27 protein-coding genes and 1 pseudogene are annotated in these 23,208 nt (G+C 69.1%); 9 read left to right on the forward strand and 19 right to left on the reverse strand.

All coding sequences use genetic code 11. From position 1 onward, the window contains the following. Positions 1-32: 32 nt before the first annotated feature. Positions 33-374: a hypothetical protein gene (locus tag OG519_RS19805; RefSeq protein ID WP_405585581.1), complete on the reverse strand. Its 342-nt coding sequence runs from the start codon at positions 372-374 to the stop codon at positions 33-35. Positions 375-875: 501 nt separating this feature from the next. On the opposite strand from OG519_RS19805, the gene OG519_RS19810 reads away from it, so the two are divergent. Then, positions 876-1,322, forward strand: a complete 447-nt coding sequence (locus OG519_RS19810) for a helix-turn-helix domain-containing protein (RefSeq protein WP_405585583.1) — start codon at positions 876-878, stop codon at positions 1,320-1,322. Positions 1,323-1,410: 88 nt separating this feature from the next. Here OG519_RS19810 and OG519_RS19815 read toward each other — a convergent pair whose 3' ends face one another. Next, on the reverse strand, positions 1,411-2,412 hold the full coding sequence (locus OG519_RS19815; protein WP_405592850.1) for a beta-ketoacyl-ACP synthase III: 1,002 nt from the start codon (positions 2,410-2,412) through the stop codon (positions 1,411-1,413). A gap of 211 nt (positions 2,413-2,623) precedes the next feature. On the opposite strand from OG519_RS19815, the gene OG519_RS19820 reads away from it, so the two are divergent. After that, complete coding sequence (locus OG519_RS19820; RefSeq protein ID WP_405585586.1) at positions 2,624-3,178, forward strand: PaaI family thioesterase; 555 nt, start codon at positions 2,624-2,626, stop codon at positions 3,176-3,178. Beyond that, a complete protein-coding gene (locus OG519_RS19825; protein WP_405585589.1) occupies positions 3,178-3,582 on the forward strand; it encodes a hypothetical protein in 405 nt (134 codons plus the stop codon). The genes OG519_RS19820 and OG519_RS19825 overlap by 1 nt, the downstream gene beginning before the upstream one ends. 16 nt (positions 3,583-3,598) lie before the next feature. On the opposite strand, the gene OG519_RS19830 is transcribed toward OG519_RS19825, so the two are convergent. The 8 genes from OG519_RS19830 to OG519_RS19865 all read right to left on the reverse strand — a co-directional run bounded on the left by OG519_RS19830 (position 3,599) and on the right by OG519_RS19865 (position 10,774). Then, positions 3,599-4,309 (reverse strand): 4'-phosphopantetheinyl transferase family protein, encoded by a 711-nt coding sequence (locus tag OG519_RS19830; protein WP_405585592.1) that lies wholly within the window; start codon positions 4,307-4,309, stop codon positions 3,599-3,601. Positions 4,310-4,332: 23 nt separating this feature from the next. Further along, on the reverse strand, positions 4,333-5,184 hold the full coding sequence (locus OG519_RS19835; protein ID WP_405585595.1) for an acyl-ACP desaturase: 852 nt from the start codon (positions 5,182-5,184) through the stop codon (positions 4,333-4,335). Then, the gene (locus OG519_RS19840; protein ID WP_405585598.1) at positions 5,181-6,107 is read right to left on the reverse strand and encodes an SAM-dependent methyltransferase; all 927 of its coding nucleotides are present in this window, start codon (positions 6,105-6,107) and stop codon (positions 5,181-5,183) included. Before OG519_RS19840 ends, OG519_RS19835 begins: the two co-directional genes overlap by 4 nt. A 2-nt stretch (positions 6,108-6,109) precedes the next feature. Beyond that, positions 6,110-6,400 carry an acyl carrier protein gene (locus OG519_RS19845; protein WP_405585601.1) on the reverse strand — a complete coding sequence of 97 codons (291 nt, stop codon included), beginning with the start codon at positions 6,398-6,400 and terminating at the stop codon, positions 6,110-6,112. After that, positions 6,397-6,909 carry a PaaI family thioesterase gene (locus OG519_RS19850; RefSeq protein ID WP_405585604.1) on the reverse strand — a complete coding sequence of 171 codons (513 nt, stop codon included), beginning with the start codon at positions 6,907-6,909 and terminating at the stop codon, positions 6,397-6,399. Before OG519_RS19850 ends, OG519_RS19845 begins: the two co-directional genes overlap by 4 nt. After that, positions 6,906-7,766, reverse strand: coding sequence for a ferritin-like domain-containing protein (locus tag OG519_RS19855; RefSeq protein ID WP_405585607.1), 861 nt, complete (start codon positions 7,764-7,766; stop codon positions 6,906-6,908). The genes OG519_RS19850 and OG519_RS19855 overlap by 4 nt, the downstream gene beginning before the upstream one ends. After that, positions 7,763-9,472 carry an AMP-binding protein gene (locus tag OG519_RS19860; protein ID WP_405585609.1) on the reverse strand — a complete coding sequence of 570 codons (1,710 nt, stop codon included), beginning with the start codon at positions 9,470-9,472 and terminating at the stop codon, positions 7,763-7,765. Before OG519_RS19860 ends, OG519_RS19855 begins: the two co-directional genes overlap by 4 nt. A gap of 87 nt (positions 9,473-9,559) precedes the next feature. Continuing rightward, positions 9,560-10,774 (reverse strand): cytochrome P450, encoded by a 1,215-nt coding sequence (locus tag OG519_RS19865; RefSeq protein ID WP_405585612.1) that lies wholly within the window; start codon positions 10,772-10,774, stop codon positions 9,560-9,562. Positions 10,775-10,903: 129 nt separating this feature from the next. Between OG519_RS19865 and OG519_RS19870 the strand changes: the two genes are divergently transcribed. The 3 genes and pseudogenes from OG519_RS19870 (at position 10,904) to OG519_RS19880 (ending at position 12,406) form a co-directional block, all read left to right on the forward strand. Next, the gene (locus tag OG519_RS19870; RefSeq protein WP_405585615.1) at positions 10,904-11,206 is read left to right on the forward strand and encodes a hypothetical protein; all 303 of its coding nucleotides are present in this window, start codon (positions 10,904-10,906) and stop codon (positions 11,204-11,206) included. A gap of 93 nt (positions 11,207-11,299) precedes the next feature. Continuing rightward, a pseudogene (locus tag OG519_RS19875) lies at positions 11,300-11,557 on the forward strand (ISAs1 family transposase); the annotation flags it as partial. A 339-nt stretch (positions 11,558-11,896) separates the two neighbouring features. Continuing rightward, entirely contained in the window at positions 11,897-12,406 is a 510-nt protein-coding gene (locus OG519_RS19880) for a response regulator transcription factor (protein ID WP_405585617.1), read from the forward strand. Between the two features lie 6 nt (positions 12,407-12,412). Here the strand turns inward: OG519_RS19880 and OG519_RS19885 are convergent, their stop codons facing one another. Together OG519_RS19885 and OG519_RS19890 are read right to left on the reverse strand one after the other, a co-directional pair. Then, complete coding sequence (locus OG519_RS19885) at positions 12,413-12,595, reverse strand: hypothetical protein (RefSeq protein ID WP_405585619.1); 183 nt, start codon at positions 12,593-12,595, stop codon at positions 12,413-12,415. Positions 12,596-12,656: 61 nt separating this feature from the next. Further along, complete coding sequence (locus OG519_RS19890) at positions 12,657-12,800, reverse strand: hypothetical protein (protein ID WP_405585622.1); 144 nt, start codon at positions 12,798-12,800, stop codon at positions 12,657-12,659. Positions 12,801-13,078: 278 nt separating this feature from the next. Between OG519_RS19890 and OG519_RS19895 the strand changes: the two genes are divergently transcribed. Next, the gene (locus OG519_RS19895; RefSeq protein ID WP_405585625.1) at positions 13,079-13,624 is read left to right on the forward strand and encodes a bacterioferritin; all 546 of its coding nucleotides are present in this window, start codon (positions 13,079-13,081) and stop codon (positions 13,622-13,624) included. A 200-nt stretch (positions 13,625-13,824) separates the two neighbouring features. Further along, positions 13,825-15,939: a glycogen debranching protein GlgX gene (glgX, locus tag OG519_RS19900; RefSeq protein WP_405592852.1), complete on the forward strand. Its 2,115-nt coding sequence runs from the start codon at positions 13,825-13,827 to the stop codon at positions 15,937-15,939. A 151-nt stretch (positions 15,940-16,090) separates the two neighbouring features. On the opposite strand, the gene OG519_RS19905 is transcribed toward glgX, so the two are convergent. Next, complete coding sequence (locus OG519_RS19905) at positions 16,091-16,459, reverse strand: VapC toxin family PIN domain ribonuclease (RefSeq protein ID WP_405585628.1); 369 nt, start codon at positions 16,457-16,459, stop codon at positions 16,091-16,093. A 45-nt stretch (positions 16,460-16,504) separates the two neighbouring features. Here OG519_RS19905 and OG519_RS19910 point away from each other — a divergent pair, with 45 nt between their 5' ends. Next, positions 16,505-17,053 (forward strand): Uma2 family endonuclease, encoded by a 549-nt coding sequence (locus OG519_RS19910; protein WP_405585630.1) that lies wholly within the window; start codon positions 16,505-16,507, stop codon positions 17,051-17,053. A 688-nt stretch (positions 17,054-17,741) separates the two neighbouring features. Here the strand turns inward: OG519_RS19910 and OG519_RS19915 are convergent. From OG519_RS19915 to OG519_RS19940, 6 genes are all read right to left on the reverse strand, one after another. Continuing rightward, positions 17,742-18,362 (reverse strand): hypothetical protein, encoded by a 621-nt coding sequence (locus OG519_RS19915; protein ID WP_405585633.1) that lies wholly within the window; start codon positions 18,360-18,362, stop codon positions 17,742-17,744. A gap of 107 nt (positions 18,363-18,469) precedes the next feature. Beyond that, the gene (locus tag OG519_RS19920; RefSeq protein ID WP_405585636.1) at positions 18,470-19,900 is read right to left on the reverse strand and encodes a S8 family serine peptidase; all 1,431 of its coding nucleotides are present in this window, start codon (positions 19,898-19,900) and stop codon (positions 18,470-18,472) included. A 406-nt stretch (positions 19,901-20,306) separates the two neighbouring features. Beyond that, the gene (locus OG519_RS19925; RefSeq protein ID WP_405585637.1) at positions 20,307-20,909 is read right to left on the reverse strand and encodes a hypothetical protein; all 603 of its coding nucleotides are present in this window, start codon (positions 20,907-20,909) and stop codon (positions 20,307-20,309) included. Then, entirely contained in the window at positions 20,834-21,394 is a 561-nt protein-coding gene (locus OG519_RS19930; RefSeq protein WP_405585639.1) for a hypothetical protein, read from the reverse strand. Before OG519_RS19930 ends, OG519_RS19925 begins: the two co-directional genes overlap by 76 nt. 79 nt (positions 21,395-21,473) lie before the next feature. Then, on the reverse strand, positions 21,474-21,827 hold the full coding sequence (locus OG519_RS19935; protein WP_405585642.1) for a CU044_2847 family protein: 354 nt from the start codon (positions 21,825-21,827) through the stop codon (positions 21,474-21,476). A 71-nt stretch (positions 21,828-21,898) separates the two neighbouring features. Beyond that, the gene (locus OG519_RS19940; RefSeq protein ID WP_405585645.1) at positions 21,899-23,206 is read right to left on the reverse strand and encodes an extracellular solute-binding protein; all 1,308 of its coding nucleotides are present in this window, start codon (positions 23,204-23,206) and stop codon (positions 21,899-21,901) included. Between the last annotated feature and the right edge of the window lie 2 nt (positions 23,207-23,208).

Below are 23,208 nucleotides of genomic sequence, written 5' to 3' on the forward strand. Positions count from 1 at the left end.
CCACCCGCGTTGAGGCCGGGCCCGAGGGTGCGTCAGAGTTCTATGTAGTCCGCTTTGTCGTTCCAGTTGCCGCCGGTCGGATAGCCGTCCTGGGCGAGGTCGTAGCAAAAGAGGTTGCCCAGGGACAAAGAGGGATCCGGCAGGAGGGTCCGGTCATCGTAGACCCCGGCGCCGCCGGTCACCCGGTTGACGCAGGCGGAGCTGGCGGTGTCTCGGAAGTCCCAGTCGTCGAGTTGCTTGGTTCCGGACGTGGACCACTGGAGTCGGGCGCCGGCGTCGCAGTAGATCTTTCCGCTGGGCACCTCGGTGCACGCCTGGGCGCCCTGCCAGCCGTCTGCGAGGTTGATCGTCTTTCCCCGGTATGTGGTGATCACGGTGTGGCTCTTCGAAGGCCGCTCCTCAGCCCCCGGAGCCGCTTGCTTTGTCAGGTGGCCGGGTGTGGACGAAGAGGTCGCAACAGGCGCTGCTGTGGCGCTCGAAGCACCGGCGGTCCGGGCACCGACAACCGCCGCGGTCGTACCGATCAGCCGAACAAAACGCACGGAATGGCCTCCTGTTGGATCCGTTTTTTGCTGGCAACAGGAGCATCACAGGCAGCTTTGGGGAACCCCAGCTTCCACCCGCCTCTGGCGGAATCCCGACTTGGACCGGCCGGATTGCCGATCTTGTACGGCCCATACTCGTGATGTAGACGGCGCGTCAGGCACTCCGACCTCGCGCGGCCCCGACTCTCTGCGGGCTGGGGGTGCGCTCCGGGTCGCAGCCAAGTCGACGCGGCCGTACGTATCGGGCAGACCGGGCGGAGCGACTCGGGTCCGGCTGTCTGGCCCCGGCGCCACGGCCGAGCAGGCCGCCAGCAGTACGCTCACGAATGGGTGACGCTTCCCGCGCCGGTGCCGTGGATCGGCCAGCGTCCGCAGCCGTGTCGCCGGCGGCCCGGGCAAACGCAGGGCGGTGACGTTTCCAAGCAGTACATCGCCTGTCTCCGCAAGGGTGAGCGAGAGAATCCACGCCTCCACCATCTGGAGGCTCTCGCCAGAATCTTCGGAGTGTCCGTCTCGTACTTCTTCGACGACGAGTCGGCGGGGCACACGGAGAAAAGACTTGGAGAACTCGCAGCCTGGCGCGATGCCGGCCTGACGCAACAGGATCCGCAATCCCCGGAGCACGCTGGAGTCACAGGTGTGGCCTTGCGTGCGGTGGGTCTTTCCGCCAGGGGTCTGGAATTCGCCAAGGTCATTCTCGACCAGCTCCGCGAGATGGAGGGACTCGAACCCGAGAAGGACGGGTCCCCCCGGGGCGGATCCAAGCACGGCACCTGAGGCCCGCACCCGCGGACGTACGGACGGGTCGGCTCCCCGTCAAGAGCGGGGAGCCGACCCGTACTTGTGCCCGCGCGGGCGTCCGGCGTCAGGGGGCGACGACCACCTGCGCCGAGTAACTGAGGCCCGAGCCGAAGCCGGCCGTGAGCACGAGCGCCCCGGGCCTGATCCGGCCGGAGGCGATCAGGGTGTCGAGGGCGAGCGGGATCGAGGCCGCCGACACGTTCCCGTCCTCCCGGACCGTCCGTGCCACTTCGACCGAGGGCGGCAGGCCCATCGATTTCACCGCCGCGTCGATGATGCGCATGTTCGCCTGGTGCGGCACGAACGCGTCGATGTCGTCCATCGTCACGCCGGCCGCGAGCAGGGCCCGGCCGCACACCTCGGCGACCGCGCCGATGGCCCAGCGGAAGACTTCCTGGCCGGCCATTTCGAGGAACGGCCAGCGCGCCGTGGGGTCGTGTCGGAGCTCCGCGAAGGACCGGCTCTGCTCGATGGCCCGCAGATGTTCCGTGTCGGCCCCCCAGACCGCGCGCCCGATGCCCGGCTCATCCGCGGGACCGACCACGGCCGCACCCGCCCCGTCGCCGAAGATGAACGCCGTCGAACGGTCCCGGGGGTCGACGATGTCGCTCATCCGCTCTGCCCCGATCACCAGGACGCGCTCCGCCTGACGGTCCGCCACCAGGCTGCCGGCCACCGCCAGGCCGTGGGAGAACCCGGCGCAGGCCGCGCCCAGGTCGAAGGCGGCAGCTCCGCGTGCCCCCAGCTCGGCGGCGCAGGCCGCCGCAGCGGGCGGCGCCTGATGCAGGTAGGACATCGTGGACAGGACCACACAGGAGACGTCCGAGGGTGTGAGACCGGCCGAGCTCAGGGCCTTCTCCGCAGCCCTCGCCGCCATGACGGGAATGGTCTCGTCGGCATCGGCGAAATGGCGGGTCACGATTCCCGACCGTGCCTCTATCCATTTGGTGTCGGAATCGATGAGGCGGCATATTTCTTCGTTGCCGACCACGCGCCCCGGGCGATATGAACCCACCCCAAGGATGCGGGCGAACCGACTGGGTAAGGATCGAATTTCAGCGGTCATCGACGTCATCAATCCAATCGCGGATCAGTGCACCCGGATGATGTTTTATCTAACGGCCGACAATCCCGTACTGTCAAGGAGAGGCTGTAGGGAACTTTGGCCCAGTGAATCGACGGATCGTCAACTCGCACTTTCTGAAGGTGTGTTGCGGCTGAACGTCGACGCTGTCAGACTGGCGCCCTCATACCCGGCACCCACCCGGAGGAGCGAAATGTCAGAGGTATCTGCGGGCAGCACCCACACCGCGACAATCGAATGGCGGGACCAGGGGCCGCTTTTCGCCACCCAGGCCGAAGCGACGGGCCTGTCGTATCTGCGAGGGCTGATCTCCGGTGATGTCGTCGCGCCGCCCGTCGCGCAAGTCCTCGGGATCGAAGTGGTCAAAGCCGACCCCGGCAGGGTGCAGTTCACGATGCCGGTGAAGAACTTCTTCACGAACCACCTCGGCCTGCTCGCCGGGGGGATTCTGTCGACGCTCGTCGACTCCGCACTCGGATGCTCGATCCTCTCCGCGATCCCCGAGGACAAGGACATCGTCACCCTCGACCTGAACGTGGACTTCCTGCGTCCGGTGCGCGAGGCGTCCGGTCTGATCACGGTCGACGCCGAGGTCGTGCATCTCGGGCGTAACCGCGGCCTGGCGACCTGTCGCGTCGTGGACTCGGACGGCAAGCTCTGCGCCGTGGGCAAGAGCAGCTGTCTGGTACGGACCAAATCTCCCGCCGCCCCCGTCACGGCCTCCAACGACCCAGTGGAGACCCGCTGATGAGCAGCTCGGCCGAGGAGGAGACCGCGCCGCCCGACCTCGCGGTCGGCCAGGTGCTGCGCGAGCATCGTCTGATCACCGCCGAGGACATCACCGCCTTCGCCGATCTCGCGGGGGACCGCGGACGGCACCATCTGCCCGATCAGGGCCGGGCCATGGCCCATGGACTGCTCACCGCCTCGCTCGCCACGAAGATCGGCGGCCGGCTGAACTTCATCGCTCGTCGCATGGGGTGGGAGTTTCTCCGGCCGGTCTGGACAGGGGACACCATCACCGCGGAGGTGACCGTGCGGACCCTGAACGAGGTCCGTTCCGGCACGAGGGTGGAGTTCGACATCGAGATCCTCAATCAGGACGGGGAGACGGTGCTGCGCGGCGACAGCTCGGGTGTGATCCGCCACTAGCTTTCCCTCGCTCCCGTCAGGCGCCCCGGCGCGTCCCGCTGGACAGCCGGGAGTCGCCCCGTAAGGCCGCGAGGACGCTCTCGGCGGAGACGGTGCGGCGTACGGGCGGCAGCCGCCCTGTGCCGCAGACGGCGGTCACCCGGCCCGCGCGGCAGGACCACCACACGCTCAGCTCGCCCTGCGGGGTACCGGGGGCCCGCACCCTCAGCCGGCCGTCGGGCCCCCGGCGCAGCCGGTAGTCGCCCAGTGCGGGCGAGGGCCGCCGATACGCCTTGAGCGCCGCCTCCTTGCAGGCCGCGAGGACGGTGGCGACGAAGCCCGGCGGTAGCGCCTCCGGCAGCGTCCCCGGTACGGCGCAGGGTGATTCGTCCGGACCCAGCAGCCTCGGCAGCAGGATGTCGTTACGGGCGTCGACGGGTTCGACGTCCACGCCGAGCGGGTGGGCGGGGCCCGCGCGGGTAACCGCGCAGACGGCGAACTCCCCGGTGTGGGCGAGCGAGACGGCCGCCCCGGACGGCGTGTCCCAGACACGGGGGCCACCGTCGGGGTCGGGCAGGATCTCGATGCCGCGGTCCCCGGTGGCCCAGTGGACCGCGGTCTTGGCGGTAAGCCGGGTGCGGACCCACTCGGCGCGCCGGTTCCCGGTCAGGCCTTCGGCGTGGGCGCGTTCGCGTTCCCCGAGCAGTTCCTCAGGTGCGTGCCGTCCGGCCCACGCGCAGCTGACCACCAGGACCCGGGCACCGCCCGGGCTCACCGCACGCGCCGGATGGCCTGGACGAAGGCGCCCAGGTCGTCGACCGTCGGCTCGCCAGGGGTGTCCACGAAGCCGCGTACCAGCCGTACCACCGCGTCGTACGACTCGGTGTGGTCGTAGGAGGTGGCGTCGGCCACCTTCAGGGACCAGCGCCAGTACCCCTTCATGGTGTCGGCGAGCGGCATCCGGAAGGTGGCGATGACGTCCTTGAGGCCGGGGACGGCGGCGGCGCCGTCCCGGGCCACGTAGGCGCCGACGAGATTGCTGTAGAAGGCGAAGTGTCGGGCCTCGTCACGGGCGAGCCGGCCGAGCAGGTCCTTGAGGAAGGGTTCGCTGACCGTCTCGCGGAAGCGCTGGTAGAAGAGCTGCGTCGCCTTCTCCTGGATCAGGGTGTACGCGAAGGACTGGACGGGGTGCTCGTAGGGCAGCGCGAACTTCTTGCGCCCCTCCTCCGCGAGGCTCCTGAGCAGTTCCTCCCGGGTCGCCATGCCGGTCTCGACCTGGTAGCGGCCGAGGGCCGACGCGTGTCGCTCCTCGTCGCCGGCCCACGCGACCAGGAAGCGGAAGTACTCCCGGTTGAATCCGAAGCGCTCCAGCTCCTGTTCGGCGTCGGCGACCGGGAAGGCCTCCAGGAAGTGGGAGAGGTAGCCGGGGATGTGGTCCTCGACGAAGGTGATGAACCGCACCGCGGAACGGTCGGTCTCACTGAGCCGTTCGGGGCGCAGGGAGTCCCAGTCCAACTCGGCGATGGTCCAGGACCGCTCGCCGGCGCGGGTCACCGCCTGGTCGACGAGCTCGTGCATCTCCAGGGCGGGCAGCAGGTCGTCGAGTGCGGCGGTCTTGGTCATGCCCCCGCCTTGGGTCCGAGCCGGGACTTGGCCGCGGTGAGGGCGTAGTGCTTGGAGGTGTAGCCCCAGCCCGCGTTGGCGGTGCGCAGATACCGTACGAGCGGTTCGGCCATGCCAGGAGCGGCGGCCTCGATCCGGTCGCGGTTGGCCTCCGCGCGGCGCTCCCACTCCTCGATGGTGCGGTGGTAGTGGGCGGTGAGGTCGTCGAGCGCCTCCAGGCTGAAGCCGGCCGACTCGGTCGCCTCGATGAGATGGGAGAAGGGCACCATGTCGGCGAAGCCGAAGATGGTCTCGGTGACGTGCCGGGTGCCTGGCCGGGCGGCGAACTCCCGGTAGACCTCGGTGCTGCGGAAGCAGCTCTCGGAGAGGTAGAGCCGGCCCTGGCGGCGCAGCGAGCCGTACACCTTGCGCAGCACGGCCACCCGGTCCGGCATGTGGATGATCGAGCCGAGCATCGTGGCCGCGTCGTAGCGTCCGTCGATCTCCAGGTCGCTGTAGGAGCCGACCCGGATGTCGACCAGGTTGGCCACCTTGAGCTGGAGGGCCCGCTCCCGGATGTACTCGGCCTGCGGCGCCGAGGGGGTGACCCCGGTCACCTCGCAGCCGTACTCCGCGGCCATGAACAGGGTGAGGCTGCCCCAGCCGCAGCCGATGTCGAGGAGGAGCTCGCCGCCGCCCAGACCGAGGCGTTCGGCAACGAAGTGGAGCTTGGCCGTCTGCGCCTCTTCCAGGGTGGCATCCGGGGTGCGGTACAGGCCGGAGCTGTACTTGACCCGCTCGTCGAGGAAGGCCCTGAAGACCTCGGGGGGCAGCTCGTAGTGCTCGTTGGTGGCCCGCCTCGCATCCTCGGGGGGGAGAGCCAGGTCGCCTTCGCGCCCGGCGTGCGGCTCGGGGCGGGCGTCCGCCCGTGCATGGGTGGTCATCGTCAGCCCTCCGTGCGGGCCTGGGCGAGGACGAGGCCGGCGAGCTGCCGCGGGGTGCCGACGTCGAAGATGTCCTCGTCCTCGAACTCGACGTCGTAGACGCGCTCTATCTGCGCGACGACGCGCAGCAGCCGCACGGAGTCCGCGCCGGGCAGCTGCTTGAGGACGGAGTCCTCGGCGATCTCATCGATACCGAGACCGAGTTCCTTGGCTGTCTGAGCCAGGACCTCGTGGAGGACGGCGGACTCCTGGAGGGAGGAGGCCTGCGGACCGATCTGCTGGGACATGGTCATCCAATCGCGTGGTCGAAGAAGTGTGCGAGACGGTCGCGGTCGGCGCCGACCAGGCCCATATGGTCTTCGGCCTGCACCGAACTGATGGGCTGGTAGGCGGAGTTGGCCATGACATGCGGACTGCCGTCGGGGCCGAGGACGTCGGCCTCCGCGTGCACCACGCCGTTGCCCTCCCGGATGATCCGCGCGACGGCCCGGTAGTGGGTGCCGGTCCGCATCGGGCGAAGGAACTTGGTGCGCAGGGTGACGGAGAAGGCCAGCAGGCCACGGTCGAGAGCGATCAGATCGCCCATCAGTTCGTCCACGAGGACACTGACGATGCCTCCGTGGACGACTCCCGGGTAGGAGGCGTATTCGTCGGAGAAGGTGATGTCGGTGGCGAGCCGGCCGTCGGCGAGGCGGAACATCTTCAGGGCCAGGCCGATCTTGTTGCGCGGCGAGCAGCCGAAGCACTGGAAGCGCGGCTCGTCGAGCCAGGGCAGCTCGACAGGGGTGACCTCTTCGGTCATCGTGCTCCGTCCTCGGCCCGGGGCAGTTCGGCGAGGATGCGCCGGATGTCACGGAGCTTTTCCACCGGACGGCCGGTGAGTTCGGCGAGCGTGTTGAACAGCTGCCGGTGGATGCGGTCCCACTCGGTGCCGTCGTCGACCTCGCCGAAGTGGCGGAAGACCTCGTCGATGGTGACATGGCCGTCGAGTTCGGGGAGGTTGCCCTTGAACTTGCTCACCGGGTGGTTGTAGCGGCCCTTGGGGTCGGCCATGTAGACGTAGAAGGTCTCCAGGACCGAGGCGAGCTCCTCGGGGTGGCTGACCAGCCGGCGGGCTGTGTAGTGGATGAACTCCCGTGCATGACGGGCCTCGTCGCCGCTCGCCCTCTTCATGATCGTGGCGATGACGGGTTCCTCGGTGGCCCGGCTCACGCACTTGTACATGTGGTTGGTGGCGATCTCGGAGATGATGTTGGTGGCGAGGGTCGCCGACGGCGTGATGCCCGGCGGATACGGCGCGCGCATCGCGTTGATCTGCTCGTAGTCGACATCGGTGCCGGCCAGTCGCAGCCACTTCTTGAACGCCAGGTGGTGCTGGAGCTCCTGGTAGCCCCACAGGCAGACGAAGGCCGAGAAATCGTAGTCGTCGACGAACTCGTTGAAGAAGCCGTGCTGCGCGGCGATCGAGTTGGACTCGCCCATGACCGCGCCGATGGCGAAGGCGATGTACTCGGGCCGCACCAGGTCGGGGCGGAACTCGTCCCACGGGATGTCGTTCATCTCCCACGAGGCGTTCTGGTAGGCCGGGAAGACGTCGTAGCTGTGCAGTTCCTCCGCGTCCGGGTCGCGGGCGGTCTTCAGCTTGCTCGGGGTGGTCACGGGGTGTCCTCCGGTTCGGTTCGGTCGCCGGGCCGCGCGTCGGCGGCAGTGATGTCGGCCAGTTCCGCCAGGCGCTCCCGGGTGCGGGAGCGCTGCCACTTGCCGCTGGTGGTACGGGTGATCCAGCGCGGCTTGACCAGATGCACACGGACCTCGGTGAAGTCCATCTCCTGTACGACCCTGGCGGTGATCTCGGCCCGCAGATCGGCCCCGGCCTGCTTCGGGTCGGCCTCGACCACCACCCGGACCACCTCACGGCCGTCCTCCGTCACGTCGGAGAAGGCGACGCAGCGTTTGCGGTAGATGCCGGGCACCTCCCGGGCGACGGCCTCCACATCGTCGGGGAAGTAGTTCTGGCCCCGGACGATCACCATGTCCTTGGTGCGACCGGTGACGAACAGGTCCTCCTCGTGGCGGAATCCGACGTCGCCGGTGCGGAACCAGCGTCCGTCGAATGCGGCCGCGGTGGCCTCGGGATTGTTGTAGTAGCCAGTGGTCACGGCCGGTCCGGCGATCTGCACCTCGCCCAGTTCGCCCGGCCCGCACTCCCGGCCGTCGTCGGCCACCAGGCGCATGTCGATGCCGTGCACCGGGCCGCCGAGCGCCACCGCGTCCTTGGCTCCGCGGATGCCGCGCTCCACCGGCACCACCCGCCCGGTGGCGGCCAGTTCGTTCCGGTCGAGGGAGAGGATCCTTACCGGGCTGCCCGGCCGGGGGAACGTGATGCCGAGCGTGGCCTCGGCCATGCCGTACACGGGGTACATGACGCTGTCGCGCAGGCCGGCGGGTGCGAAGTGGGTGGTGAAGCGCTCGGCCGTCTCGGCGCTCACCGGCTCCGCCCCGTTGAACGCGAGCCGCCAGGCGGACAGGTCGAGCTCCTTGACCAGCTCCGGCGGCGCGGCATCGACGAACTGGTCGTACGAGAAGTTGGGTCCGGTGATCACCGTGCCCCGCTGCTCGGCGAAGTACTTCAGAATCTGTGCGGGGCGGCGAAGGAACGCGGTCGGTGTGAACACATGCACATCGGCACCGTTGAGCAGATGCGAGCAGAGTCCGACCAGGCCCATGTCGTGGAAGGTGGGAACCCATTGCATGAAGACGTCGTCCGGACTGAACTCCCCGGAGACCACACAGGCCCGCAGCCCCGCGGCCATGGTGCTCTGCGTGAGCATCACGCCCTTGGGTGCGCTGGTGCTGCCGGAAGTGAACTGCACGACCGACAGGGCGTCCGGGTCGACGGCGGGTAGCCGGCTCGCGCCGCCGATGGCGGAAACCGCGGGATCGATGAGGACGAGGCCAGGTAGCTGCTCGGTGAGCAGGGTCCCCAGATTCTCGAACGCGGCCCCGAGGACGAGGTGGCGGATGCCGGCGATGCGCAGCACGCGGGCCAGCCGGCGGGCGGTGCCCTGCTCGTCGGCGAATCCCGCAGGCAGAGGCAGGACGCTGCATGCGGCTCCGGTGCGCTGCACCCCGAAGAACAGGGTGAGGAAGCGTGCGTCCGTGGGGACGAGGAGGCCGACGACAGCGCCGGGGCCGACCCCGTGGTCCATCAGGCCGACCGCGCATCGCAGCGAGGACTCGGCGAGCTGGGCGCCCGAGAGGCGCTCCCCGCTGCCGGGGAAGACGGCCACGGCGTCGGGTGAGGCCTGAGTGTGGTGGAGGAAACTCTCCGTGAGGGTGTTGCCGGACAGCAGGGAGCTGCGCAAGGGATCGGGTCCTTTCGTGCCATTCTCGCGGGCTTCATTCCTGCGGGTCCCGCCGCGGGGACGAAGCGCGGGCCGATCGGCGTGCGGTCAGGGGACCAGGTCGACCCGCAACTCGCTCAGTCCGCGGAAATTAACGTGGGGGCGCCACACGACTTCCTCTGTGGTGAGTGAGATGTTCCGATAGCGCCGCAGCAACTCGTCGAAGACGAGCCGGCCCTCGATCTTCCCGAGCAGCGCACCGATGCAATAGTGCGGACCGCCGCCGAAGGCCAGTGGCTTGATAGCGGTGCGCGTCATGTCCAAGGTGTCCGGATGTGCGTACCGGCGCGGATCCCGGTTGGCGGCACCGAGCAGGATCATGAGTTTCGATCCGGCCGGGATCGTTTTCCCGCCGACCTCGACGTCTGCGGTGGTGATACGCGCGACGAGTTGTACGGGGGCGTCGTACCGCACGAATTCGTCGACGCCCTCCTCGATCAGTCCGGGATTCTCCCGCAGGGCCCGCAGCTGGTCCGGGTGGCGCAAAAGGGCCAGCATGCCGTTGCCGATGAGATTGACCGTCGTCTCGTGGCCGGCGTTGAACAGCAGCAGCACGTTGGCGATGATCTCGTCGTCGGAGAGCCGCTCGCCGTCCACCTCCGCGAGCATCAGCCGGGACAGGATGTCGTCCTGCGGCTCGCTGCGCCGTTTGGCCAGATGTTCGGCGATGTAGGCGCGGAACTCCACCACCGAGCTGTTCATGACCTGTTGGGTCGCCTCGTCCAGCGCGGGGTCGACCACGTGCCCGATGGCTTCCGTCCACCGTCGGCACTGGTCCCGGTCCTCGACCGGCAGGCCGACGACCCCGCAGATCACTGTCACCGGCAGGGGTAGCGCGAGCTCGTCGATGAGGTCGATGCCCTCCCCCGAGCCCATGTCGTCCAGGACCTTCGCCAGAATCCTGGAAACTCGAGGAGCCATCTCCTGTATGGAACGCCCGCTGAACACAGGATTCACCAACCCGCGGATGCGCCGGTGGGCTCCGCCGTCCAGCATGAGCATCCACATCCGGGCGTCGTCCACCACGGGGCTGTTCCAGCCACCCCGATGTTCCGCCCACTTCGCGTCCCGGTGGAATTCGCTGGTGAGCCGCGGGTCACGGAGTAGCTGCGCGGCCTCGTCGTATCCGGAAACGACCCAGAAACCAAATGGCGTCAGATGGACCGGTTCGGTCTCGCGCAGTCGCGCATAGAAGGGGTATGGGTCGCTGCGCATCTTCGGATCACGTGGGTTGTAGAGAATTCTCGGTTTCGCTGCGTCCATGGCGCAACAGCGTGTCAGGGTCGCTCGTTCCCGATCAATAGGACCAAGGTCCCAGGCCCACTCTGCTGAGATCCGGAGGAGACTGCGGTGTAATGCATCGGCTCCGTTCCGTACAGGAGGGACCGCGCGGTGAGGAACACATCCGCTGACCGTTCGGACGAGTTCGGGGTTCGGCGCGTGTCCCCGGCCGGCGGGACATCCCTCCGCTTCATGTACCGCGGATGCACGCCGCTCACGCGCTACTACCGGTTCCTGTCCACGTGTCCGGAGATCCCCGAGGACCATCTGTGCGCGGTGCTGTCGCGGAAGGCGGGGACAGACGCGCTGCTGGTCGTCCCCGCCGCCGACCCGGGGCGGACGATCGCGCTGGGCAGCACCCACCCGTACCGCCCCGGTGTGGCGCGGGTCAGCGAGTCGAACCGTCCGGGATAGTCCGCCATGTACTTCGTGGCTTGAACTGGGCCTCGCTGTAGGGGTTGTAGGGGTTGTCGTTGGAGACCCTCGGCCGGGAGTGCCTGGGTCTGGAGCGAGGCCGATCCGGTGCGTTCAAGGCACCGGGCGATCGCGGTGGACGGCAAGTGCCTGCGCGGTGCGGAGTGTCCCGACGGCCGTCAGGTCTTCGTGCTGTCCGCGGTCCTCCACGGCGACGGCATCACCCTGGCCTCGCGGGAGATCGGCGCGAAAACAAACGGGATACCCGAGTTCGCACCCCTGCTCGGCCGGATCGACGACGTGGACCTCGCCGGGGCGGTCGTCACCGCCGACGCTCTCCACCTTGAAAAGGTGGTTCAGCCGTTTAGTCAGCGACATGATCGGTTGTATGCCCATATACCCCCACTTCTATCGCCTGGTTGCTGACAACTGAAAGCATGCTTGGGGGTACGTGCGGCCACGCCAGTTGACGGAGTTATAGCGGTGTCGTATTCTCCATGAGGGTGTTGATTAGTCTATCAAGGCACCCCGTGCAGAGGTTACTGCATGTTGCCCCCTCAATATCCGTGCCCGCACTTGTTTTTTGAGCGCACACGGTGACTGCGGCCGGAATGGCCGATGGGCAAACCTTCGAGGAATCGCGCAACTTCCGACCGATGCCTGGTCCCATTGTGTGCGGAAAATCTCCGGATGCGTTTTCTGAGCGTCCGTTTTCTCGCGCCCTTCATGAGAGGCAATGCCATGGAAGAAGCGCCGACCGCGAATCTCACCTGCCGGGAGTTAGGCGTACTGCGCCTGTTAGCCCGGGGGTTGAGCAACCGGCTCATCGCCCGGAGGCTCGAGATATCCGAGAAGACCGTGAAGAACCACCTCACCGGCATATATCCGAAGATCGGTGCGACTGACCGCACCCAGGCCGCGCTCTACGCCCACCGAGTGGGCCTGACCGAGCTCTGCAAGGGGGCGCCGCCCGCCGCCTCGGCCAATGCGGAACCGCCCGCCGACCCCACGCTGACCGCGCGCGAGCGCGGTGTACTGCGCCTGCTGGCCCGGGGGTTGAGCAACCGGCTCATCGCCCGGAGGCTTGAGATATCCGAGAAGACCGTGAAGAACCACCTCACCGGCATATATCCGAAGATCGGTGCGACTGACCGCACCCAGGCCGCGCTCTACGCCCACCGAGTGGGCCTCGCCGCCTGAGCGCCGTCAGGACGGAGCTTTCTCTAAAAGGCGTCCCTGCCACGTGATGGACCCCTGGCCGATATGGGTCGAGCCGCCGATCGTGTCCGTCACGGCGGCGACGCGCACGTTCTTGTGGGTGTCGACGCCGATCACGACGTGCCCGGACCTGTGCCGCTCGTCCGTGTTCACCGCGTTCACCGTGTTCACCGCGTTCCTCCCGGTCGGTAGCGTGGGGTGCACGCTGTCGCCGGCCGGGCGGACAGAACTGTCACGGGGACGCTTTGACGGGGTGGCTCCAGGCTCCTATCCGCCCGACGGATTGCCGGAGGCCCAGCTTCTCCAGCGTCTTCGCGAACTGCTCGGATACGTAGTCGGCGAATTCAACCGGCCGGTGCAACACCTGGCTGTTCAAGCGGGCGTAGCTGCTCCTCGAAGGACTCTGGCTTCGGCGCGGCCTCGACATCTCGGCCGGCCCGGCGTCGTGAGCCGTTCCGCGTCAACGCCACCTTGCGGACTGTGCGGCCTCCCGCCACCCCGCTCCGGCCCGGCGTGACCGGTAGCGCGACTGCCCTGGCCGGCCGAGGCAGAGGTACCGGGCGCGGATCGGGGCACAAGGAGGGCGAGACGCGATCTGCCGGCACGTCCTCCGCGTCAGCGGGCGCGTGCGGGGCGACAAGAGGAGGAAGACCTGTGGCGGAGTTCCTGACCGACATCGAGACCATCCGTGAGCGAGCCCGCAGCGAGATCGACAAGGGGCCCGTGACCGATGCCTATGGCGCGGATCTGAAGAGGGTGCTCCAGATCCTCAACGAGGCCCTGGCCACCGAGATCGTCTGCACGCTGCGCTACAAGCGGCATTACTACACCGCGACGGGGATGTACGCCGAACCGGTGGCGGCGGAGTTCCTGGAGCACGCGCAGGAGGAGCAGCAGCACGCCGACAAACTGGCCAGGCGGATCGTGCAGCTCGGCGGGGAGCCCGACTTCGATCCCGACACGCTGACCTCTCGCTCACACGCGCAGTACGACGCGAGCGCCGACCTGGCGAAGATGGTCGAGGAGGATCTGGTGGCGGAACGGGTCGCCGTCGCCTCGTACACCGAGATCGTCAAGTGGCTCGGCGACGGCGACCCGACCACCCGCCGTGTGTTCGAGGAGCTGCTGGCCCAGGAGGAGGAACACGCGGACGACCTGCGCGGCCTGCTGGAGCGGCTCCCGCGGGAACGGCAGGGCTGAGCGTCCGAGGCCTGCCGGCCCCGCCCCGCACGGCGGCCCGGCAGCTCACCCACACGGCCCGCGGCTCGCCCGCCCCGCCCGACGCTCGCCGGCCCGCCCCGCCCCCAGCCACGCGCCCCCGAATCCCGGGGGCGCCCCTCCCCTCATGTGATCCTTCTCGCCCGCTGCGTGAAACGGGACATTGAGGGCAGGCCATGGACATGGATCTTCAGGGCGGTCGCGCCTACCCGCTGGGTGCCGAGTACGACGGTGCCGGTACCAACTTCGCCCTCTTCTCGGAAGTCGCCGAGAAGGTGGAGCTGTGTCTCATCGACGGTGACGGAACGGAGCGCCGGATCGAGCTCCCCGAGGTGGACGGCTCCGTCTGGCACGGCTATCTGCCCGGTGTGGGACCTGGGCAGCGCTACGGCTACCGGGTCCATGGGCCCTTCGACCCCGCCAACGGCCTGCGCTGCAATCCGGCCAAGATCCTGCTCGACCCGTACGCCAAGGCGATCGACGGCCAGATCGACGGCGATCCCTCCCTGTGCGGACACCGCCTGGACGAGCCGGATCTGCCCGATGAGCGTGACTCGCTCGGCCACGCCATGCTGGGCGTCGTCACCGACCCCCGGGCGTTCGACTGGGGGGACGACCGGCCGCCGCGTCGCTCGTACCACGAGTCGGTGATCTATGAGGCTCACGTCAAGGGGATGACCCGGCTGCACCCCGAGGTCCCCGAGGAACTGCGCGGCACCTACGCCGGCATGGCGCACCCCGCCGTGATCGCGCACCTGGTCGAGCTCGGGGTCACCACGGTGGAGCTCATGCCGGTGCACCAGTTCACCCAGGACGGGTTCCTCGTCGACCGGGGCCTGTCGAACTACTGGGGTTACAACACCATCGGATTCTTCGCCCCGCACAACGCGTACGCGGCCGGCGGCAGCCGCGGTCAGCAGGTCGACGAGTTCAAGGCCATGGTCAAGGCGCTGCACGCGGCGGATCTCGAGGTGATCCTCGACGTCGTCTACAACCATACGGCCGAAGGCAACGAGCAGGGCCCGACGCTGTCCTTCCGGGGTGTCGACAACCAGGCGTACTACCGCCTGGTGGAGGACGACCCGCGCCACCACTTCGACACCACCGGCACCGGCAACAGCCTGCTGATGCGGCACCCGCACGTCCTTCAGATGATCATGGACTCACTGCGGTACTGGGTCACCGAGATGCACGTGGACGGCTTCCGCTTCGACCTCGCCGCCACGCTGCTGCGCCAGTTCCACGAGGTCGACCGGCTTTCCGCCTTCCTCGACATCGTCCAGCAGGACCCGGTGATCGGCCGGGTCAAGCTCATCGCCGAGCCGTGGGACGTCGGTCCGGACGGATACCAGGTCGGCAACTTCCCGGCGCTGTGGAGCGAGTGGAACGGCAAGTACCGGGACACCGTGCGCGCCTTCTGGCGCGGTGACGAGGGGACGCTCGGCGAACTCGCGGCCCGTATCACCGGCTCCCCGGACCTCTACCAGCAGGACGGCCGCCGCCCGCGGGCGAGCATCAACTTCGTCACCGCGCACGACGGCTTCACGCTCCGCGACCTCGTCTCGTACGCCGAGCGGCACAACGACGCCAACGGCGAGGGCGGGGCGGACGGCGAGAGCGACAACCGCTCCTTCAACTGCGGCGCCGAGGGCCCGACCGACGACGCGTCGGTCCGCGAGCTGCGGTCACGTCAGCAGCGGAACATCCTGACCACCCTGCTCATCTCCCAGGGTGTTCCCATGATCGCGCACGGCGACGAGACCGGCCGCACACAGGGCGGCAACAACAACGTCTACTGCCAGGACAACGAGACGGCCTGGATGCACTGGGATCTCGACGAGGACCAGCAGCGGCTGAGCGACTTCACCGCCCGACTCCTCAAGCTCAGGGGTGACCACCCCGTGCTGCGGCGGCGCCGCTTCCTCCTGGGGGCCGACGACGGCATCCCCGCCGAGCGCGCCGACATCGCCTGGCTGCGGCCGGACGCCCAGCCCATGAATACGGAGGACTGGCAGCGCGGCGACGCGCACGCCCTGGCCGTCTACCTGGGTGGTGACAGCGACATCGAACGCGCCCAGCGGGCCCCGGCGCCGGACGACTCCTTCCTCGTGCTGCTCAACGCGCACTACGAACCGGTGGACTTCCGGGTCCCCGGTGCCGGTTACCCGGAGAAGTGGGCCACCGCCGTGGACACCGCCGAGCCCGACAGCACTGAGGAGGCCGTCGTCGGGGCCAGCGCGTCGGTCACCCTCCCCGCCCACAGCGTGCGGATTTTGCGGGCACCCCGCACCGCCTGATCCCGTGCGGCGCGCGCGCGTCATAAGCCGGGGAGAACGCTGCTCCGGCCGGCGGACATCCGGCCGGAGCAGCGGCGCGCGGGTCAGCCCAGCCCCTCCATTGCTGGGCGGTGTCGCGGTCGCCGGCGCGTGCGGCGTCCCCGCGCCGGTGTCAGTGGTCGGCGCTGCCGGGCGGGACGACCCATTCGGCGGGCTGGCCGGTGAGGGAGGTGATCATGTCGAAGTCGCCGTCGTAGGGGGGACGGTCAGCCGGCTCAATTCCGCGGTGGCGGCGACGAGGAGGGCGGGGAGGGGCAGGGCCCGGTGGAAGCCCGCGTTGAGTACGTGGCGCTGCTTGGAGCGCGCGGGTGAAGGCGTCGTCGGTACTGTGGTGGTAGTCGAAGGCGTGCAGCCAGGTGCTGATCCCTGTCGCCTCAGAACTGTCCCTTGCGGAGTGGAGCATCTCGTACTCGGTGGGCTGACATACGCCGAGCAGATAGCGTTCGTGGAGCGGCGCGGGACCCCTGGGCCGCAGGTCCACGCTTGTCTTGGAGTCCGGTCGGCCCGCCCTGGAAAGCGCAGCAGCATGGACCCGCAGCATTTCGCACTCCTCGACGAGGCCCGCAGGAATCTGCCGGACGGCTTCAAGACAGAGATCTCGGGCGACACCATTATCATGATGGTCGGGCCCCCGGGAATTCATCAGTGCAATCTCGTGGTGGTGCGGCGTCAGTTCGACGCGTACTGCCCAGGCGACCTGCTGCCGAGCGAGAACACCGACCTCGTCTCTCCTGGGGTGGGCAAGAGCCGTAACCCCGACCTCACCTATCTGCCGGCCGATGTCCTGGAGACCACGGACAACCAGGTCCCTGCGGAGGCCGCGGTGATTGCCGTTGAATTGGTCTCGCCGTCGAACCCTGAGAACGACTGGGTGGGGAAGGTCAGGGATTACCCGATGATGGGAATCCCGATGTATCTGGTGGTGGATGCCAGAATGAAATCCGTCACTCTCTTCAGCCACCCTGACGGTGGAAGATATCACCGTCGCGAAGACGCGGACTTCGGTGAGATCATCAAGATCCCGGAGCCGTTCGACTTCGACCTGGACACTGCGAGCCTGCTGACCTACTCCTGAAACGTGGACGGCGCAGTCTGGATTGTGCCCGAGCACGGATTCAGCACACAGGGGCCGGGAAAGTGACGCGAACCGACGGCAACCGGTGAACGGGTTTTTGGCTGATCAGCGGGCCGCCCGATCGTGTCCCCGCACGCCCGTCCTCTCCCCTGCCGGGCAACCCGGCTATTTCGCCGCGGGGTTGAGGGCCGAGGCGGAGATGATCTGGAGCGGACGAAAGCTATCACCGGGCATCCGGCTGATCCGCCGCGGCCGCTGCCCCTCCTTGAAGCTCACCGGCCGGACGAACACACGGCGACGACGACCAGATCGTGCTGGTCGGCGCGTCCGCCCTGGAGTCCGCCAAGCTCGTCAACGACTCCGCTTCCGCTTCCGCGCACGTTCCCGCGGCCACTCCCGTACCGACTCCCGCAACCGCAACCGCAACCGCAACCGCAACCGCTCCCGCCCCCGGCCGTTCCCCAGGCGAACCGCCCGCGCCGGTACGGCCGGTGCTCCTGCCCACAACCGCCTGGCAACTGCTGCTCGCGGCGGGGGTCATATGACGCATCACCCGCCCCGCCGTCCCCCCCACCCCGGGACGTCGAGCCGATCCGACCCCCGGCCGGCCCCGCGAGGGCCGCGGGCCCTGAACCGCCGCGGGGTCGGGGCGGATCAAGGGGCGGGTGGGGGGATTCCGGTGGGGGTTCTAGAAGGCCTCCTCGCCCTCGCCGAGGCCGAGGCCGGTGGTCCAGGAGGTGATCGAGATGCCGCCGCTGTAGATGTCGTTCACGCCGGGGACGCCGAAGTACGTGCCGCGGGAGGTGAGGTCGGGCATCGCCAGGGTCAGCGAGCTGACCTCGAGCTTGTCCTCCGGTGTGTCCGGGATGCTGTACGCCACGGTCGCGTGCAGCGGGGAGTCGGGCCGCAGTATCAGCGTGCCGCCGCGGCCGTTGACCGTCAGCGGGATCGGCTTGGTCTGGTCCGGCGGCCCGGCGACGGTGATCAGCGGGGTGTCCTTGAGCGTGCAGCTGATGCCGTCGTGGGCCAGCAGGGTCAGATCGAAGCTGCGGTGGCCGGTGCCCGCGGTCATGCCGCCGAAGTAGAAGGAGACGTCATCGACGCCGCAGGGGCGGGCGGCCGCGGCGCCGGCGGCCGACGTACCGGCGCTGGACGTACCGGCGCTCGACCTACCGGTGACCGAAGTAGTGCCGGCCGACGCGCTGCCGGGTGACGCCTTGCCGATGGTGGCGCTGGCCACCGCCGAGCCGCCCAGCAGCAGCGCGGCCGCCGCCGCGCCGACCGTGGCGGCGCGAGTTGTACGACGCATGGGGGTTCCTCTCCGTGGACGCGGGACGGATCCGGCGAATGCCTCGCGCGGATCCGGTGGATTACCTGGCGGATACGGTCTCGGCCCGGTCCCCCGGGCCGGCCGGATCAGAACGCGCCGAGGCCGTGGGGGACGCCGAGGCCGGTCGGCCCGTCCCAACCGGGGCCCGCGTTGCACAGCGAGGTGCTGACCCCCGGGTAGGTAGCGCACTGGTGGTAGGCCTCGTTGTTGCCGCTGGTGACGTCGGTGAAGTCGGCGGCCGGTGCTTGGTAGAGGCTCTTGGGCCCGTCGACGGCCGCGAGGTGCCCGGCGCGGGCGAAAAGACCGGCCACGTACGGCGCGGACGCGCTGGTGCCGCCGACCACGATCCAGTTGTTGGGCTCGCCGCTGCTCGGCGCGTACGTGTCACGGACCGCGACACCGGTGGCCGGGTCGGCGACCGCGGAGATGTCGGCGGCGGCCCGGTGCCCGCCGCAGGCCGCGGTGACGGCGGCCGGCTGGCCGGTGGCGGCGCTGAAGTTGGTCTCGCAGCCGCTGCCCGCGGCGTACCAGGCACTGGCCGCGCCCGTGGCGGGCAGGGTGATGCCGCCCACGCTGATCACCGACGGCAGGTCGGACGGCCAGGACTGGTGGATCCCGCCGTTGAAACCGGAGTCGCCGGTGGACGCGGTGATCGCGATGCCCTTCTGGTCGAGGGCGGTCAGATCGGCGCCGTGCGTGTTCTGGACGTCCGCGCTGAAGCCGTAACTCATGCTGATCGCCGACGCCTTGGCGGCCACCGCGGTCTGTACGGCGGTGGCGAAGTCGCCGGTGGAGACGTCGTTGTCGTCCTGGGCGTCCTGCCAGGGGACGGAGATCTCCAGCAGGTGGCAGGAGGGGCAGGCCGCGGCGGCCATGTCGAGGTCGAGGGCGGTCTCGACGGCCACTTCCTCCTCGATGTACGCGCCCTGCGCACCCTTCTGCGGGGCGGGCTGCCTGCCGCCGGTGTAGTTCTCCAGCGTCAGACAGCCGGACGCGGTGGTGCAGGCGGGCAGTCCGAAGGTCTTGCGGTACGTGGCCAGGTCCTTCTCCAACGTGGGGTAGACGCCCGCGTCGATGATGGCGATGGTCCGGGTGCTGCTGGAGGTGGCCGGCAGACCGAACGCGGTTCGCAGGTCGGCGGGGCCGTAGCCGGCCGGCGCGGCCGACCGCAGCGGGGTGTTCTTGCCGGCCGTCTCGGTGACGATCCGGGCGTCGCAGCGCGGGCAGACCTCGCGTACGCCGTGGTGGGCCAGCAGGGTCCCGCTGGTCACCTGCTGGTGCACCCGGGCCACGCTCTCACCGGAGTTGGCGGTGCCGGTCGCCGGCGCGGGGCCCGACGGGGTGGGTGTGGGTGAGGCCGCGGGTGCCGTCGCGGGCGACGCCCCGTCGGCGAGCGCCGCGGACGAGCCGAGGCCGGCCGCCAAAAGCGAGCCGGCCAGCAGTACGGCTACCCCGACGACCCTGCCCAGCGCGCTCGTTGGCGCCGTTTTGATGCGTATCCGTCCACGTTTCTTCACGTGCCCTCAGCTTTCTGGCCGCGTACGACTCCCCGTGCCGCGGCGCGGAGAGTTCCGACGGCACTCGTGACGAAGCGCCTCACCAAGTGGTTGTGTGGCCTTGATCACGTCACGCACGGCGACCGGGTTGCTGGCCCTACTCCCGCCGGACGCGGCCCTGTTGCCGCCGGGCGACAGGGGCCGCGCCTGAGAAAGCCCCCGGGGGCCGGTCGGTCAGGCGTCGGTGATGATGGCCCAGCGGGCGGTGCCGGTCACGTCCACGACGGTCGGGCGTATCCCGGCGTTCGGGCCTGCCGTACGCGTACGGCTCGGCCGGGGGAAAATCGGTGTCGCATGGGGAGTGCCCGCGACCGGGCCCGGGCTCATCCGGGCATGCGCGCCGTACCGCGCACGCTCAACTCCCCGTTCAGGTATTTACCTGAGTGATATTGCCGAATGCCGCTGTGCCGGAATAGCCGATGAGGAAGCCGACGAGCAGTCCGCCCCAGAAGTCCTCGACCGTGACGAAGGACTGTGCTTCTGATTTACGTGCGGAGAAAACGATCGCCGCTCCGCTCAGAATGACGGCGAGCACAAGGGCGCCGATGGTTGACGACAGGTTCGTGGTGCTCAGCAGCGCTTGCTGTGTTTTGGCGTCCTGCAAGGATCGGGCGATACTACCGACCGCCCCGCCGATCACACCGCCGAGCATGACTTTCCACAGGGCGGCTTTCACCGGGACCGTGAAGGAGGTGGTATTGGAGAAGACCCGCCGCATGGGGGAGCCCTCCTCGTTCCGTTCGCGGCGGTCCGGCGGTTCCTGCCCATAGACGGCGGTGAGTTGCAGATGGTATTTGGCCGGCAGGAAGAACGGGTTCTTCCCCGTACCCAGCCGGATCGTCCACACATCCGTGCATCCGGGCTGCAGAGCCACGCCCTTCGGCAGCGACCCGGTCAGCGGGACCCGCTCCGGCTCGTCCGCGGCACGGGACCCGTACACGTTCGCGGTCGAGCCGTCTTGAACGTGCACGGTGAGGTGTGCGCCCGGGGGTCGTAGAGATTGAGCGTCGCATCGTCCTGGAGGTGAAAGCTGACGTTGTGCGGTGACTTGGCGATCAGGTTTCTTATGCGCTCCGCTTCCGCCTCCGTCTCGCCCGCCTCGGCCCTGAGCCGCTCGGCCCGTTCGTCGGACGAGCCCTCAAGGGGCTTCAGTTCTCGTTTGATACGGGCGAGCTTCTTCGTCTGTTCCGCGAGCAGCCGATGGAGCGCGTCGTTCTCCGGGGTCGCACGGCTGCGACGCCGCCAGCGCCACTTGCCGTCCCCTATCGAACGCCACTGCAACTGCGCGGGGAGGCTCAACTCCACGGACTCGACCCACACCGGTATGGAGAAGGGATTCTTGATGTGCAGATACAGCGTGAAGTCCGCACCCGAGTAAACCTCGGGAACCGACAGGTCCACCGAAAGGTCGAGCAGTCCGAGTTGCGGCGCGGGTTCCGTCGGGAGGGTCGTCACCGCCTCAAGATATGCGTTCGCCGGCCGGCCATCCGCGGTTACGGGGAAGTCGGCCTCAGGGCCCGCCGGTTCGGCTGCTTCACGTGTCGGCGCCCGGGGTCGGGGTCGGCGCTGGGCTCGGGTCGGCGGCGTGCCAGCGGAGGGTGACGTCCAGGTGGGCGCCCGCGTTCGCGCTCGCGATGATCCCGCCGAGTTTGCCGTCGAGGACGACGCCGAAGGCGACCTCCACCTCGTCGGGGCGGTGGGTGAGGGCCCGGAAGTCGTCGATGATGTCGGCGGCGGCGGAGGTGATCGGCGCTAGCGCCTCGCGCAGGGTCCGCTCGGCGGCCTCGATCCGGGCGGTGACACCGACCGCCCGGCTGCCCGCCCGCCCAGGGGGCGCCACCAGGACGACGGCTCCGTTGGACAGCGTGAACTCGACGGCGTCGGACATCGGCACTCCTCGGTACGGTGACGGCGGGCACGCGCGGTGCGACGGGCGGTACGAAACGGGCAAGTGATCGGTTACGTGCACAGCTTGTCAGTGGAGACCGGCGACGCCCCCACCTTCGCCTGGACGTTCTGCAGGCCCCGCAAAAGCTCCGGCAGGGTGGCCGGCGCGGCGGCGGAGTCGAGCACGGCCCGGTAGAAGGCCGCCGCCATGTCCGGCTTCATCGCGTCCGCGGCGCTGAAGCAGAGGGTGTAGCCGGAGTCCGGCTGGAGCATCGTCGCTATCCGCCGCTGGACCGGGTTGGCGTAGAGGCCGGGCGTCACCTCGCTGTCGGCGGAGATCGCGTAGCCGCCCGACGCGTTCACCCAGTCCCGCTGGGCGGTCCGGCCGGAGAGATAGCCGATGAGCGCGGTGGCGCCCGGGTTGTCGGTGAAGAGGCCGACGAAGTCCGCCGAGACCTCCAGCAGGGGTTGCCCGGTCGACGTCTCGAAGTCGTAGTCCCGCTGGGCGACTTCGGTGTCGGCGAAGGACATCGCGGCGAGCGTGCCGTGGGTGAAGGAGCAGGTGGGCGGCTGCCGGGTCATCCCCTTGGCGGCATCACCGAACTGCCGGACGGTCGCCTGGTCGATGCCGTCGCCGAGCATCTTCAGCCAGGTGGTCCACGCGTCGCGGACCTGGCGGTCGGTCCACCGCAGCTCCCCGGAGACCCATGCCGCGTACGCCGCCGGCTTCTGCCGGGCGAGCAGGATGTCCGCGATCCAGTCGGCCCCGGGCCACCCGGAGGTGGGACCGGACTCCAGGCCCAGGCACCAGTCGGCGGGCTCGGGCGCGGCGAGGTCCTGGAGGGCGTCGAGGCGCTTGCCCGACCCGGCCGCCGGGTCGTACCAGATCAGGCTCTTGACGTCGGCCTTGACCGGTACCGCGTAGGCCTTGCCGTTCAGCGTCGCCAGCCCGCGGAAGGGCTGTACGTACGTCCCGGTGGCGACATCGAGCGGTCGCAACTGGTGTGCCCTGGCGTACTGGTCGATGGCGCCCGGATTCGGCAGCATCGCCAGATCGGGCGGGGCGCCGCCCGCCACCGCGGCGTCGAGCTGCTGGGTCAGCGCCCGGGTGACCTCCACATTGACGTGGATTCCGGTCCGGTGCTCGAACTGCTCGATGACGGAGTAGAACGCGTGGAACTCGCCCTGCGACCAGGGCACCATGATCGTCACCTCGCTGTGCCGCGGTCCGCCGCCGCAGCCGGCCGCCCCCAGGAGCAGGCCGAGAGCCAGCGCGCAGCGGGCCAGCCGAGGCGTCGCCGCGATCCGGCGCGAGGTCCCGAACGAGGTCCCGAACGAGGTCCCGAGCGAGGTCCGGCGCGGCTTCCCGAGCGCTTTCATGA

The organism is Streptomyces sp. NBC_01190, assembly GCF_045039895.1.
Taxonomy (GTDB): Bacteria; Actinomycetota; Actinomycetes; order Streptomycetales; family Streptomycetaceae; genus Actinacidiphila.